Origin of the sequence: Streptomyces sp. NBC_01635 (genome assembly GCF_045209715.1) — a bacterium.
Taxonomy (GTDB): domain Bacteria; phylum Actinomycetota; class Actinomycetes; order Streptomycetales; family Streptomycetaceae; genus Streptomyces; species Streptomyces hirsutus.
The window spans coordinates 8,911,967-8,926,653 of sequence record NZ_CP109277.1 but is presented as its reverse complement, the minus strand read 5'-3'; the positions used below and the strand labels follow the sequence as shown (position 1 = coordinate 8,926,653).

At 70.5% G+C, this 14,687-nt stretch carries 9 protein-coding genes and 2 pseudogenes; 10 read left to right on the top strand and 1 reads right to left on the bottom strand.

All coding sequences use genetic code 11. The features are described from left to right. Positions 1-25: 25 nt before the first annotated feature. From OHB56_RS40690 to cas6, 9 genes and pseudogenes are all read left to right on the top strand, one after another. Positions 26-193: pseudogene (locus OHB56_RS40690) on the top strand (class I SAM-dependent methyltransferase); the annotation flags it as partial. 386 nt (positions 194-579) lie between these two features. Then, positions 580-2,043 carry a DUF317 domain-containing protein gene (locus tag OHB56_RS40685; RefSeq protein WP_406358849.1) on the top strand — a complete coding sequence of 488 codons (1,464 nt, stop codon included), beginning with the start codon at positions 580-582 and terminating at the stop codon, positions 2,041-2,043. A gap of 50 nt (positions 2,044-2,093) precedes the next feature. Then, entirely contained in the window at positions 2,094-3,764 is a 1,671-nt protein-coding gene (locus OHB56_RS40680) for a Cas10/Cmr2 second palm domain-containing protein (protein ID WP_406350943.1), read from the top strand. Further along, positions 3,761-6,121, top strand: coding sequence for an RAMP superfamily CRISPR-associated protein (locus tag OHB56_RS40675; RefSeq protein ID WP_406350944.1), 2,361 nt, complete (start codon positions 3,761-3,763; stop codon positions 6,119-6,121). Before OHB56_RS40680 ends, OHB56_RS40675 begins: the two co-directional genes overlap by 4 nt. Then, the gene (locus tag OHB56_RS40670; RefSeq protein WP_406350946.1) at positions 6,118-7,686 is read left to right on the top strand and encodes an RAMP superfamily CRISPR-associated protein; all 1,569 of its coding nucleotides are present in this window, start codon (positions 6,118-6,120) and stop codon (positions 7,684-7,686) included. Before OHB56_RS40675 ends, OHB56_RS40670 begins: the two co-directional genes overlap by 4 nt. Further along, positions 7,686-8,261 (top strand): CRISPR-associated protein Csx19, encoded by a 576-nt coding sequence (gene csx19, locus OHB56_RS40665; protein ID WP_406350948.1) that lies wholly within the window; start codon positions 7,686-7,688, stop codon positions 8,259-8,261. Before OHB56_RS40670 ends, csx19 begins: the two co-directional genes overlap by 1 nt. Beyond that, positions 8,254-10,353 (top strand): annotated as a pseudogene (locus OHB56_RS40660) (TIGR03986 family CRISPR-associated RAMP protein); the annotation flags it as partial. The gene csx19 and the pseudogene OHB56_RS40660, both read left to right, overlap by 8 nt. 364 nt (positions 10,354-10,717) lie before the next feature. After that, the gene (locus tag OHB56_RS40655) at positions 10,718-11,659 is read left to right on the top strand and encodes an S-4TM family putative pore-forming effector (RefSeq protein WP_406350952.1); all 942 of its coding nucleotides are present in this window, start codon (positions 10,718-10,720) and stop codon (positions 11,657-11,659) included. A gap of 6 nt (positions 11,660-11,665) precedes the next feature. Beyond that, a complete protein-coding gene (gene cas6 / locus OHB56_RS40650) occupies positions 11,666-12,469 on the top strand; it encodes a CRISPR system precrRNA processing endoribonuclease RAMP protein Cas6 (RefSeq protein ID WP_406350954.1) in 804 nt (267 codons plus the stop codon). Between the two features lie 467 nt (positions 12,470-12,936). On the opposite strand, the gene OHB56_RS40645 is transcribed toward cas6, so the two are convergent. Then, complete coding sequence (locus tag OHB56_RS40645; protein WP_406350956.1) at positions 12,937-13,239, bottom strand: hypothetical protein; 303 nt, start codon at positions 13,237-13,239, stop codon at positions 12,937-12,939. Between the two features lie 246 nt (positions 13,240-13,485). Between OHB56_RS40645 and OHB56_RS40640 the strand changes: the two genes are divergently transcribed. Continuing rightward, the gene (locus tag OHB56_RS40640) at positions 13,486-14,613 is read left to right on the top strand and encodes an integrase core domain-containing protein (RefSeq protein WP_406350957.1); all 1,128 of its coding nucleotides are present in this window, start codon (positions 13,486-13,488) and stop codon (positions 14,611-14,613) included. Positions 14,614-14,687 lie beyond the last annotated feature (74 nt).

Sequence of the window (14,687 nt, the reverse complement as noted above, 5' to 3'; positions counted from 1 at the left end):
GAGACACCGGACAACACCGCAGTGTGAACTCGGCTACGGCATCCCCGACTGGCTGCACCTGGTGCCGGTCGACTTCGAGGGCGGCGCGTCCTGGCCCGAGCAGCTGTCCACTGCCGGCTTCGATCCCGGCCGACCAGCGGACATCGTCTCCACCGGCGTCACCATGTACCTCACCAAGGACGCCACCGCTGCAGATGACCAGCACGCGCTTGTGCCCGAACAACCGCACGGCGACCTCGCCGCTGGCGTGGGAGTAGGCTCCCATGCCTCCTTCGACATCGCAGTCGAGTTCGTACGGCTTCTCGCCCTCGACCTTGAACCCGGCCGCCCGTACCACGTCGGCCACGTACCAGCTCTGTAGGCCTTCGGCCGCACCCAACCGGCCAGCGGGCAGGCAGGCGGCCGACGGCTCACGTGAGTGGACGAGGACCTCGACGTCCTGGCCAAGCTCATCAGGGGCGCTCGTCGCGGAGCTGCAGCCGGGAGTCTCCCGCCCATCCTGCTCGCGCTGACCTGGGCCATCAACATAGCGGACGCCCAACCGGCCCAATCCCCTGCTCGAAGGTCACTCTCCCGCTCATGAAGAAGCTCGCGGACCCGGCCAACTCCACTGCCTACTGCCGCCCGGGCGGCCCGCTCCTTCTCCTCGCGGGCCGTCCGACGCTTCTCCGCGGCCGCCACACTCCGCCGCGTCTTCTTCACGGCCGCGGCCTTCTCCGCGGCGCGCTGCTCCTGTTCGGCGGCCCGCCTCTGCGCCGCCCGCTCCTCGTACTCCTCGAACGACAGGTGCTCCTCGCACCGGCCCGTGTGTTGGGCCTCGCGGCGGCCCACGCCCTCCCGGACAACGACCAGGCGGGCGGACCCGGGCGCGACCGACCCGCCGCACCGGACGCAGTACGTACCGGGCTGAGCGGGCACGGACGGGCACTTGCGGCGGTGCTCGACCTGGGCGTCCTCGCTGCGGCCGACGAGGACGCCCTGGCCCTTCTGCAACACGGCCGCGCACCACCGGCACGGGCCGGCCCGAAAGTTCGGACGGCCGGGGCCCGGGTCGATGATGTCCAACAACAGCTCCTCGACCGGGGGTGCACGGCCAGGTGCTTGCGGAGCTGCGCCAGGCCAGCGGAGCCGAACGCGCCCTTCGCTCTCTTGAAGTGCCGGGCCCACAGCCTCCTGAGCAACCCGTCCTCCTGGACCAGGTGCAGCATCACCGCGGCGTCTGTCAGCGGGTACGGCTCGCCCGTGCGATACGCCTCGCCCCAGCCGGTGACGTGCTGGTCCACGACCAGGAGCAGCACCCCGGGCACCGTCTCGACGACAGCCCCGTGCCCCACCTCGGGCCCGAGCACCGCGGCATTGCCCTCGGCTTGCTCGCTCAGGCCGGTCAGGACGCGCCTCCAAGACCGGTGCACGTCCGCACCGTCTGGCACTGCGGGCACCGTGGTTCCGCTGTCGGCCACGTCAGCCCTCCCGGTTCCACGCCGCCGTCGCCTCGGCCTCATCGGTGTAGAGATCATCCCGCACAACGTCGAAGTCCCGCCGGCCGCCGAGCCGGTGAATGTAGCCACGGACCACAGCACACAGGAACGATCGTCGGGGAAGTCGTACGTCACCTTGCGGACCGCCATGTCGCCGTCGTCGTCGAGGATCTCCTCGCTCACACATCCCTCTGTCGCGCGGCGTACGTCCTCCTCGCTCAGGTCGGGTAACTGCTGCAGGAGGAGCCCCTGCGCCCGGCTGTCGACCCGCTTCGCCCCCAAACCCGAGGAGCGAGGCCAAGGAACGTGGCCCATCGGCGGGGACCGTGTCCCCTTTGGCCCGCGGGCCTGGGAGATCGTCTTCGACGCCACCACCCCGCCGAATAAGGTCTTTGCGTGGAGTGATCTTGACCGGGTTCATCCGGTGAGGCCGTGGACGGTCACGGGCTGGCTGGTTCGTGGAAGGGTGTACCAGACGTTCGTTGCGGTCGCTGTTGCGGCACGTTCCACGCGTTCTGGTGAAGGACGTTATGGCTGCTTGCAACTCCGCAAGTGTGTGAGGTAGTTGTGTGAACTGACGAAGTGCCGGGGGTGGGCAACGGGGGAGCAGTTCACATGGTCGAGGTCGCGTCCGTGCACTTGGTGGTGCTGGAGGCGTGGAACATCACACGTTTTCTCTCCGTGACTAACAAGCGCCGGGAGATCGCGGGCGCCTCCGAGTTGATCACGTATCTCGACCGGCGGTGGGTGGGTGAGGCGTTGGAGCGTCTTCACCCGGGTTTCACCAAGGAGTGGCGGATCGAGACGCACCCGGTCGAGGTGCTGGAGACCGGCGCCGGCACCGCCAAGATCCTGGTGCGGAGTGCGGAGCAGGCGCGTGTTCTGGTGGCCGATGTGACGCTGGCGGCGCTGCGGCAGGCCCCGGGGCTGGAGGTGACCGGGGTAGTCGGGGAGCCTTTCGACTGGGACGTGCCCGGTGCGCTGCACGAGGCGTTGCGTGAGGCCCAGAGTGAGCTGGAGCCGGTCCGTACTTCTCTGCCGGGTCCGGACGCCCGGTTCCTGCGGCTGCCGATGGTCGACGAGTGTGCCTCCACCGGACTGCCCGCCGCCTCTCTCAGTCGTCTGCATCCTGGTGAGCGGGAGCCGCGTTCGGCGGAGAGCCTCGCCAAGTTGCGGGCGTACGGCAAGGTGGACGAGGGTGATGGGCTGGGCCGGCTCGCGGCGTTGGCGGGTATCGAGCCGCAGGCGCTCAAGAGTGTCGTACGGCATCTGGCGGAGAAGGCGGAGTGGGTGGGTGTCGTCTACGCGGACGGCAACGGCCTCGGGGATGTTTTCGGCTGTCTGGACGCCTGCGTCACCGATCCCGGCAACCGCTGCTATGCCGACACTCTCCGTTCGTTCTCCGCGGCCGTGCAGGACGCCGCACGGGCGGCGTTCACGGAGGCGGTGAACGGCCTGCGCGGGCAAGGGGCGGGCCTAGGGCAGGAGGCCGAGGGGCCGGTACCGGTGCTGCCGCTGATCCTGGGGGGCGACGACCTGGTGGCGATCTGCGAAGGCGCGTGGGCGCTGCCGTTCACCGCCGCGTATCTCCGTGCGTTCGAACGCTACACGGCCCGTTCCCCGCAGATCGCCGACGCGCTGGCACGTAGAAGGAAGGGGCCGGGGCTGTCGGCCTGCGCGGGGGTGGCGATCGTCAAGGCGCACTTCCCGTTCGCCGTCGCCCACACTCTCGCCTACGACCTGATGACCAAGGAGGCCAAGCAGGTCAAGGAGCGGGTGCCTGGGGTATCGTGCTCGGCGCTCTCCTTCCATGTGCTGTACGACAGTTCGAGCGCCGACCTGGCCCGTATCCGTCTGCGACAGACCGTTCCCGGTCCCGAGGAGGTGCGTCTGACCGCTCAGCCGTACGTGGTCAGCGACCTTGGGCCAGAGCAGGCGTGGGTGGAGGGCCGGCACTGGCGCGATCTGCTGCGCCGGGTGGGCGCGGTGGCGGCCCGGAACGAGGAAGGGGAGCGGTTGCTACCGGGGTCCCAGCTCCATGACCTGCGGGAGGCGCTCTTCCAGGGGCGCGAGGTGGCGGACGGCCGCCTGGGCAATCTGCGTGCCCGCTACGGCCGGCGGGGAGTCGACGGCCTTCTGAGTGGCCGGGGCAGCCTGTTCTGGCGTCCTTCGGAGGAGGACCCCTGGACGACAGGGCTGCTGGACGCGACGGACGCTGAGCAGTTCCTTCCCGCCGAAGCGTACGAAGCGTCTGGGGTGTCCGAGGCATCCGGAGTGAGTAGATGACCGGGCTGACCGTTACCGTGACCATGCTCGGTGACTGGCACGTCGGGACCGGGGCCGGACGCCACGGACTGGTGGACCGGAGCGTGCAGCGCGACGCCGACGGCCTGCCGTACATCCCGGCCAAGACTCTCGCCGGTGTCTGGCGCGACGGCTGTGAGGCCGCAGCCCACGCGCTGGATGGCGGTACACCGGGACCGTGGCACGCCTGGGTGGAATATCTCTTCGGCAGCCAACCGGCGTTGGAGGCACGAGGAGTGCTCCCTCCGTCCGGGGACGGCGCCCCGCGGTCGGCGGCCTTGCAGGTCGACAGCCTGCACTATTCACCCGCCGTCGTTGCCGCCCTCCGTGGGCCGGTACGGCACGGGCTGCGCGCGGCGGCGGTCTTCCTCAAGCCCGGCGTGGCTCTCGACCCGCACACCGGGCACGTGAGGGAGGGGATGCTGCGTTTCGAGGAGATGGCGCGTGGCGGCGTGCGCCTTGTGGGCCGAGCCGAGCTCACCGGCTTCGAGGATCTGGACGCACACCGGCGTGGCTGCGCCGCCGCCCTGCTGGCGGCCGGCGCCCGGCTGGTGGAGGGCCTGGGCGGCAAGCGGCGGCGCGGCGCGGGCCGCTGTCGGATCGACTTCACCGGAGTCGACGTCGACCTGGACCTGCTCGGCGAACCCGACCCGCCGTCGCCGTCCGGCCCCGCTGCGTCGCCCGCTCCTGCGCCCCTCGGGCAGCAGGGTGCCGCCGAGGCCGTCACCGAGTGGGAGGTGGCCGGCCTGCGGTTCGTCCTGCGCCGCCCGCTGATCGCTCACGCACGGACCGTGGGCAACACCGTACGCAGCTCCGGCCAGGTCCCCGGCGGCACCCTGCTGCCCGAGGTACTGCGTCGGCTCGGCGGCCCGCGCACTGCCCGGGCGGCCCGCGACGGAGACTTGATCGTCACGGACGCCACCGTGGAAGTGGCCGGACAGCGCGGACTGCCGGTGCCCCTGGTCCTCACCCACACCAAAGCGGACCGCACCCGTGCCACCAACCGCCTCCTCGACCCGGAAGCCTCCGGCGGCCTCCCTTACGAAGAACAGTGGGCCGCCCCGTACACGCCCGGGGCCGCGCTGGCGGTCGCCGGCTGCCCTCGCAGCGAGCACACTCACAACACGATCCTGGACGAGCACCAGCGCCCCACCGAAGAGGTCGGCGGCCTGTACGTGTACGAGGCGATCGCCGCCGGCGCCGTGCTGCGCGCCGAGGTCCGTGTGCCGCGCGGACTGCTGCCGCAGGGCTGGGAACGCCGCCTGGAGGGGGAGTGGCGGCTTGGACGCGCCCGCAAGGACGGCTACGGCCTCACGGACGTGACCGCCCACCGCACCATCGTGCCCCCGGCACCCGCGACCCGACCCGCTCCGGAGGGTCGGCTGCGGGTGTGGCTGCTCTCCCCGGTCCTGGTCCCCGACAGCAGGCTGCGCCCCAGCACCGACCCGGCGGACCTCGCCGCAGTGCTCGGGCGAACGCTGGGGGCCGAGCTGCGCCCCGTACCGGATGAGCGGGCGACCGAACCACAGCGGTCCGACCCCTGGCACAGCCGCTGGGGACTGCCGCGTGCCAGCCTGCTCGGGCTGCGGGCCGGAAGCTGCCTGACCTTCACCGTGACGGCCGGCACCGTCACCGCCGAGGCCGTACGCCGGGTCGAGCTCTCCGGCATCGGACTGCGTCGAGCAGAGGGCTTCGGCCAGCTCCGTATCGACGACCCCCTCCTGCACACACCGGAACTGGAGACCGTGGATCACGGAACCTCCCCGGATACAGGCTTGGCATCCGAGGACGCCTCGGGCGTGGACCTGGCGTCCGGCACGGCCTCGGCCTCCCCGGACATCGCGCTCACGGCCGAGGACGACACGGTCCTGGCGGTTGTCGAGGAGGGCGCCTGGCGCGCTGCGATCCGCCGCCACTGCGAGACCCTGGCCGCCGACCCGAGGAGCCGCACGGCAGTCCTGGGCGCAGGCCACGCGTCCGTACCCGCCACCCAGCTCGGCGCGTTGCTCACCCTCGTCACCGACCTCGACGAACCCGGCGGCGTACGGGTGGGGCACTGGCTCGCACGGCTGAAGCGGATGCGCGGAATCGAACGCAGGAAGCCCTGGCCGACCGCCGTGACCGAAGCGGTCGAAAAGCTCCTGACCACGCCCGACCGCGTCTGGGACCTTCTCGCCCTTCCCGAAGGGGAGCTGACCGCGCACACGGGCCAGACGGCGCACAGGAAGCGGAGGGCCGCACTGCGCGAACGGCTGTGGGGCGAGGCCGTCCGCACCCTGGTGGAGGACTGCCTCACCGCCCACCGCCGTGCCGCCGAGGACAAGGAGGGGCCCGCGTGACCCGGCCCACGACCCACCGGCTGCGGGTACGCGGCTGGCTCCAGGCCCTCGCCCCGCTCCGCGTGGGCGGCGCCGGAGGCGACCCAAACGGCGCTCTCACGGTCGCCGTCGACGGACAGGGCCGCCCCTACGTCCCCGGGACGAGCCTCGCCGGCGCCCTGCGGACCCTCCTCCACCCCGTGTCCGGACCGGATGGCGGACCTGGCGGCGAGCGGGCCAACAGCCTGTGGGGCTACGCCGAAACCGGCACCCAGGAAGGAACGGTCAGCCGCTTCGTCGTCCACGACGGTCTCCTCGCCACCACCACCGACCTCACCGACGACGCACAGGCCGCCGCGCCCCTGCCGACCGGCCGCCTGGAAAAGCGCCACTCTGTGGGCATCGACCGCCACACCGGCATCGCAGCCCCCGGCATCCTCCACAGCCGCACCGTCGTCCCCCAGGGAACCTTCCTGAGACTGGAGCTGGACCTCGGGTCCACCACGACGCAACTGGCCGACGACCGGGCGGTCGTTCGGCGCCTCCTGGCGCTCCTGCGCGACGGACAGCTGCGCATCGGGGCCGCCAGGACCCGTGGCCTGGGTCGGCTGACCCTGGTCGAGGACCACACCGACGTCCACGAACAGGACCACTCCACCCCGGACGGTCTCCTCCGGGCCCTGACCGCGCCGGGAGGCGGCACCCTTTGGCCCCGCGGCGACTGGGCGAGGGAGGAAGCACCGGCCGACGGGCTGCTGCACATCCGTGTCGACTGGAGCCCGTCCGCCCCCGTCATGGTGCGCTCTGGCATCGACGGGTTCACCGTGGACGCCGTCCCCCTCGCCACGGCCACCACACCCGACCGGGTCGCGCTCGCCCTGCCGGGCTCCGCCCTCAAGGGAGCCCTGCGCTCCCACGCCGAACGGATCGAACGCACCGCCCGCGCCCTGGACGCCCCCACCGCCGGACCGGAAGGCGGCATCCCCGACCAGACAGCAGCCTTCCGTCGGCAGCTCGACCAACTCCCCGCGATCCGCCTGCTGTTCGGTACTGCACCCGCCACCGGACCGGGCGGCATCGGCGCGCTGACCGTCGACGACTGCACCACCGAGCAGACCGTTCCCGCCGCCGACTGGCAGCGGGTCTACGACCCACCCGGCGAGGACGGCTCCGCCGAACACCTGACGGCCCTGCGGCCGTACGGGCTGGAACGCGCCGACCACGTGGCCGTCGACCGCTGGGCCGGAGGTGCCGCCGACGGACGCCTCTACAGTGTCCTGGAACCCCACGGCCTGACCTGGCAGCCCCTCACCCTCACCGTCGACCTCGGCCGCCTCACCCTACGCGACGCCGAGCGCGAGGACGCCGCCCAGGCCCTGCTCCTGCTCCTGCTGCGCGACCTGGAAGCCGGCCGTATCCCGCTCGGCTACGCCACCAACCGCGGACTCGGCGACATCACCGTCCACCGCATCACCCTCACGTTCCCCACCGAACCCGGCCCCGTGGAACTCGCCGACTTCCTCACCGGCCCCCGCGCCAAGGAGCTCACCCGCGCATGGCGCGCCTACCTCGACGGGACGCTGTGATGACCACGCTCCACGCCCGCGCCGCACAGGGCGTCACCCTGCCCGAGGCCCTCGCCGCCACCGCCTTCCCCACGGGAATCGCCCTGCTCTCCGCCCCACACGCACACACCGTCGCCCGCGTCACCGACGGCCACTGCCGGACCCGGGAGGCCGACCCGTACGACCTGTCCGCCGTCTTCGAGGCGCGCGTCTTCGACGGCGAACGGGAACTGCGCTGGCTGTGCGACACCGGCGATCGTGGACGCGCGGTCCTCCTCACCGAGGACGAGACCCTTCTCCCTGCCACCTTCCCCGAACCCGTCACCCCTCTGTCGGCCACAGCCGCCCTCACGGCCCACTACCTGCTGTGGGGCCGCCCCGCAGGCGGCGACGAGGAGTGGACCGTGCTGCACACCCCCCGAATCGGCACCCTCACCGTCCCCCACCCCCGGCCCGGCCCCGAACTCCGGCTGCGTCTCGTCGCCCGCGAATACATCTCCACCGACCCACGCCACGGCAACTCCCACGTCAGCGAGGAACGCCTCCTGCGCATCGAAACCGTGCCGGCGGATCCGCAGGAGGACACCCATGTCTGAGGGACAGAACCGCACCGGAACCCTGACCTGGAACGCCGACACGGGCAGGCTGACCGTGGCCGTCGAGGAGGAGAAGGGCCGTCGCCGCCGGGTGAGACTCCCCCACGACCTGGCCGACGAGCTCCGCGATCGCGAGCCCGCTCAACTCGACGGCATGCGCGTGGAATTCCTCTGGCACAAGAGCAATATCCGCGACCTGCGCCCGTACGGTGCACCCCCGGCACCGCCCCCACCGAAGAAGGTCGCCAAGCGCCAGTTCATCAACCCCTACACCTTCCTCCCCGCCACCCCCCGCAACACGGCCGATCCCCACCTGGGCGACCGCACACCGACGGGCCACGACCGCCTCCGCCCCGGACACTGGACGGGCACCCTGCGGGTACGCCTCACCACCGTCACCCCGCTGCTCCTGCTCGACCCCTCCCGCGCCGAACCGGTCCCGGGAACGAACGACCACTTCAGCCACCCCGTCCTGCTGCGCTCCGGTACCGTCCACCTCCCCGCCACCTCGGTCAAAGGCATGCTCCGCGCCGCCTACGAGGCCGTCACCAACTCCCGCATGGGAGTCTTCACCGGTCACCGCGACCGCCTCGGCCACCGCATGCCGGCCAGCGCGAGCCAGAAGATGGTGCCCGCCCGGATCTCCGACGACGGCACCCACGTGATCCTCCTGCCGGGCGACACACCCCCCGGCAGCGGGGCAAAACCCGCCAGGGGGCCGCTCCACGCGGCCTGGCTGCCCCGCTACCTCACACAGGCCGTCTCCTACCCCGACGGAACAGCACCGTCCCACGGAGACGAGGTCACCGCCCTGGTCGAACGCGTGGAGCATTACACCGGAGGCGGAAGCCACACCTTCGACTTCTGGCAGGTCCGCACGATCACCCGCGCCGGCACCCCGCTCCCACAGTTGCCGCCCTCGTCCTGCCCCCAGCCAGAAACGGCTCGGCACAAGCCCACCGGCGAGACGAAGACGATCCGCGGCTGGGTGTGCATCACCAACCAGAACATCAACAACAAACACGACGAACGCGTCTTCTTTGCCGACCGCGAGGCCCCCCGCCCTCACCCCCTCAGACCCGAACTCGCCGACCAATGGCACCAGGTCATCGCCGACTACCGTGCCGCCCACCGGCACACCGACATCCACGAGCGACGCAACAAGCAAGGCGACAAGGCAGCGCCGCACGACTACCTCGGCCCGAAGATCGGCGACACGGCCTGGAGCCCCCACCAGTACGACGACTCCTACCTCGAACTGGGACCGAACGCCCTGTGCTACGCCTGGGTGGAGAACGGGACGAGGATCAAGGGCCTCTACCCGGTACAGATCGCCCGCGACCTCTTCGCCGCCGGCCCCGAACAGCTCCTCCACCCCACCCTGCGCCCCGCCCCCGCACGGGACACCCTCTCCCCGGCCGACCGCGTCTTCGGCTGGGTCGCCCCCGCCGGCCCCGGAGCCCACCGAGGACAGCTGCGCATCGGCCCGGTCACCCCCGAAGGCGAGGTGACACCCGAGGACTTCGGAAACCCCGGCCTTCCCCTGCCGATCCTCGGCCGGCCCAACCCCCAGCAGGGCCGCTTCTACCTCGGCACCCACGAGAAGGACGGACCCGCCGAGCTGCAGGAGGGCCTGGAACGCGCCCGCTGGTACACCCCCGGCCAGACGCTGCGCGGACGCAAGGCGTACTGGCATCACCGCGGCCTTCCGGACACCTACTGGGACGACCCCCTCAAGGACAACACCCAGAAACCGGACCCGACCGGCCGCTTCCAGGAATACCGTCGCCCCGACAAGGACGGCAAACCGCAGCGCGACAACCAGAACCGCAGCGTCCGCGGCTGGATCCCGCCCGGCTCCGCCTTCACCTTCACCATCGGCGTCACCAACCTCACCGACACCGAACTCGGCGCCCTCCTCTGGCTCCTCCGCCTCCCCGAGGGCCACCACCGCCTCGGCTACGGCAAGCCCCTCGGTTTCGGCAGCGTCCGCCTGGAACTCGCCGGACCCGACGCCACCGACCTGCGTGACGGCGCCCGATGGAGCGAGACCTACCGCGACCTCGACCCCGCCGCCGACGCCGCTCCAACCGGCCAGGACGAGACGCTGGAACGCGCCATCCGCGCCTTCGAGGACGCCGTGGCACAGACCGGCACCGGCGAACACCTCACGGCATTCCATGAAGTCGCCCAGGGGAACGAGGAAGCAGCCGTGCACTACCCGCGGGTGTACGACGAGGACCATCACGATGCCGGCACACCCGTTCCCCCCGACCCCGAGGGAAAGTCCTACGCCTGGTTCGTCTCCAACGAACAGGAGGAAGACCGGAAGATCAGGCCCGGCCGGGGACGCAGCCTCCCCTGTGGAACAGCCCCCTGCTCCCCCTCCACCCCGACAAGAAGAGCGACAGGGGCCGCCCCACGCAGCAGCCCCCGTACCGAAAGGGCACCCGCCGATGACGGCCGCCGCCGAACCGTCTCCCACCCCCTCGCCCATTCCCCGGCGACAGGACGAGGAGGACCTTGTCGAACTGCGCGCGGCAGCCCGCATCGCCCACAACCAGGCCGACGCCATCCGCCTGAACCGGACCATCGGGACGATCGGACTCGCCGTCCTGGCCCCCGTGTTCACCCTCATCCTCCCCGGCGCGAGCGTGCCCCTCGCCGTCGTTGCCGCACTCTGGCTCATCGTCGCGCGCATCTATCTCAAGGGCCGGGAAAAGACCCAGCGTGCGAAGGCGACCGCCTACCAGGAGCTGTACGACACCCAGCTCTTCGACCTTCCCTGGGACACGGTCCTGGTCGGAGACCGGCAAGCGGTCCAGCAGGAGATCGACGACGCCGCCCCACGCCCCCGCGTCGACCGCGACTACAAGTGGTACGAGAACGTCCCCGCCGTCCCCTGGCCGGTCGACGCCCTCGCCTGCCAGGCCCAGAACCTCCTCTGGGGACGCAAAAACCACCAGGGCTACGCGCGCTTCCTCACCGGTCTGCTCGTCGCCCTGATCGCCCTGGCGCTCCTGGAGGGCTACCTGATGGACCTCTCGCTCGCCGACTTCGCCCTCCAACTGTTCGCCCCCCTGGTCCCCGCACTCCTGGACCTGGCCGAACTGCCCCAGGCACACCGCGCCGCACAGAAGAACAAGAACGAGCTGGAACACACCATCCAGACACTCATCCGGAACCACGTGACCGGCCGCCCAGCTGGCCGAGAAGACTGCCGAAGCGTCCAGGACAAGATCTTCGAACTCCGCAACAACGATCCGACCGTCCCCACCTGGTTCCACACGATCCGCCGCACCACGACCTCCCGGCACAACGCGGAGGCGATGGAGGACCTGAAGACCACCGTCAACGCCCTTCCCCGACCCCGCTCCCCGCAGGACCAGGACTCATAACCCCCGATGCCCACGCTCTGGCACCTCACCCTCCGCGCCGCACACCCCGTACGCCGCCAGGTCACCCCCGCCCAACTCCACGGCCTGGCCTCCACCCTCCTGGAGGAACCAGGGCACAACCACCACACGGCGGACAAACCCTGGTCGGTCTCCCCGCTCTTCGCGGCCCCCGAACCGCAGACCGCCGTCCTGCGCATCGGCTGGCTCGACGACACACACCACCTGCAGGACGTCTTCAAGGAAGGCCGGGAACTCCGCCTCGGCACCCAGCACTTCGTCCTCACCGAAGCCACAGCCGAACACGCTCCCTACGAAGCCCTCCTCGCCGCAGGCCCCGCCACCCACGCCGAACTCCACGCCGTCACCCCCACCTACTTCTCCCGCAACGGCACCCAATACCCCCTCCCCGACCCCCACCTCCTCTACGGCAGCCTCGCCCGCCGCTGGAACACCCACGCCCCCCAGCACCTGAACATTCCCGACACCGCCCTACGCGAGATGCGCACCCACCTCGCCCTCAGCTCCCACGACATCGCCACCCAACCCGTCCACCTGACCACCACCGCCCTCCGCACCGGCTACACGGGCCACTGCACCTTCACTCTCACCGGCACCCCACCCCCCGCCGTCTTCGCCACCTTCACCGCCCTCAGCCTCTACGCCCACACCGCCGGCATCGGCGCCCAGACCACCCACGGCTGCGGCCACACCCAAGTCGCCGTCACTGCCCAGCCACGCCGACCACCCCGGCTCCCGATTCCCGCGCGACGCGTTTCCCCAGGTCAACGACAGGAGGAAGATGCTGAGTGACCCGCGCCACACCTCTTTCGAACCGCTGGCGCCCGATCCTGCGCAACGTGCATCATCACGGCAGGTCAGGAACGCCAGCCTGAGAGAAGAGTTCCGAGGGAAAGCCCGACACGAGGGCATGGAAACGCTCAATCCGAGCCACTAGGTTTTTTTTTAAGTTTCGAGGTAAAGCCCGACATGAGGGCATGGAAACGCGACCGCCTCACCTCAGTGCCACAACTCGCGCTCCAGCAGAAAGCCCGACATGAGGGCATGGAAACATCGCACGACCGAAGCAGTATCCCTTGCACGTTCCGAGGAAAAGCCCGACACGAGGGCATGGAAACGTCCTACCCTTGGGGGCATTCCAGATGATGCTTCGTTCCGAGGTAAGGCCCGACACGAGGGCATGGAAACTCAGAGCCTTGACGTCGTTCTGGATGAACGCGTCCACGTTTCGAGGAAAAGCCCGACGCGAGGGCATGGGCTCAGGCGGGGAGGAGGAACTCAGCCCAGTAGTGGACGACGTACGGCTCGTTGACGACCCGGATCGACAGTTGATCTTCCTCGGGTCGGACGTGGACGATGCCCAGGGAGTGCTCGGAGAGGCCGCCGATCTTGCAGCATGCAAGGAAGACCGCGGTCCCCAGCTGCGCCTGCTCAGGGTGACGGGCTGCGGGGATAGGGGGCGCTTGGCCGCTTTCCCCGAGGAGTGTGCAGAGGGCCTGGTGGGATTCGCCGGTGCTGCGGCGGCGGTCTTCGGTGAAGGCCAGGGCGGCCAGAGGGGGCATGATCGCTTTTCCGCGCCGGACCGGCCCTCGGCGGCGAGCGCTTTGTACGGTGGTCCTGTCGGTGTGGTGCGAGCGGTGAGACTTCTGGCCGGTCCTCGGCGAAGGAGCTGTGGGGGCTTCTTCCATCGCGCGGCCGGGCGTTCACGTTGCCCAAGCTGATGACATCGGGAGCCCGGCGTCCAGTCAAGGAGGCGCAACGGCCGGTGCCTGTACCGCTCGGAAAGTCATCGCTGCAGGTGCGTACCCATGTCCTGGAGCGTCGGTAGCAGCTGGGATGCTGTCGTGGTGATCGTCTCGCTGCTGTACAGGGTGACCCGGAAGCTGCTGGCCGTCCCCGGCATACTGCTGCGCCGCGACACCACGAAGGAAGCTGAACTGTTCGTGCTGCGGCACGAGAACACGGTCCTGCGCCGCCAACTCGCAGGACCGGTGCGCTACGAGTTGGCCGACCGGTTCTGGTTTGCTGCCCTGTCCTCGCTGATACCGCGCCGTCGCTGGGCGCAGGTCTTCCAGGTCCAGCCCGGCACCGTACTGGCCTGGCACCGCAGGCTGATCGCGAAGAAGTGGGACTATTCCAAGCGCCGCGGCCGCACCGGCCGACCCCCGACCCCGGCCGCGCTGAAGAAGCTCGTCCTGCGCCTGGCCGAGGAGAATCCGAGGTGGGGCCATCGCCGGATTCAGGGCGAGCTGGCCCGGCTGGGGCACCCGATCTCACCGGCCACCGTCTGGCAGATCCTCAATGCTGCGGGCATCGACCCGGCCCCACGCCGCTCCGGCCCCGGCTGGCGCGCGTTCCTCACTGCCCAGGCCGAGGGGATCATTGCCGCGGACTTCTTCCACCTCGACACCGTCCTGGGCAAGCGCCTGTATGTGCCGGCGTTCCTCGAGCACGGCACCCGGCGCCTGCACCTGACCGGCGTTACCGCCCACCCGACCGGCCAGTGGGCGGTGCAGCAGGCGCGCAACCTCGCCGCTGACTTCGGCACACGGATGGAGTCCCTGCGTTTCATGCTGCGTGACCGCGACACCAAGTACACCGAGACCTTCGACGCCGTCTTCCAGTCAGAGGACGTGGACGTGCTGCTCAGCGCGCCCCGGGCGCCGCGAATGAACGCCCACTGCGAGCGCGTGATCGGCACGATCCGCCGGGAAGCCCTGGACCACGTGCTGATCGTGAACGAGGCCCATGCGCGTCGCGTCCTCGGCCGGTACCAAGATCACTACAACGGGCACCGGCCTCACCAGGCCCGGGACCAACTCCCGCCCGACGTGAGCGAGGAACCCGCCGCCGAACGCCAGCACGGCCATCCCGGCAAACTCCTACGCACCCGCATCCTCGGCGGAGCGATCAACGAGTACCGATATGCGGCTTGACCAGCAGCGATGACTTTCCAAGCGGCACAGGCACGATGAGAACCCGCCCGGGCGACAGGACCGGGCGGAGGCGG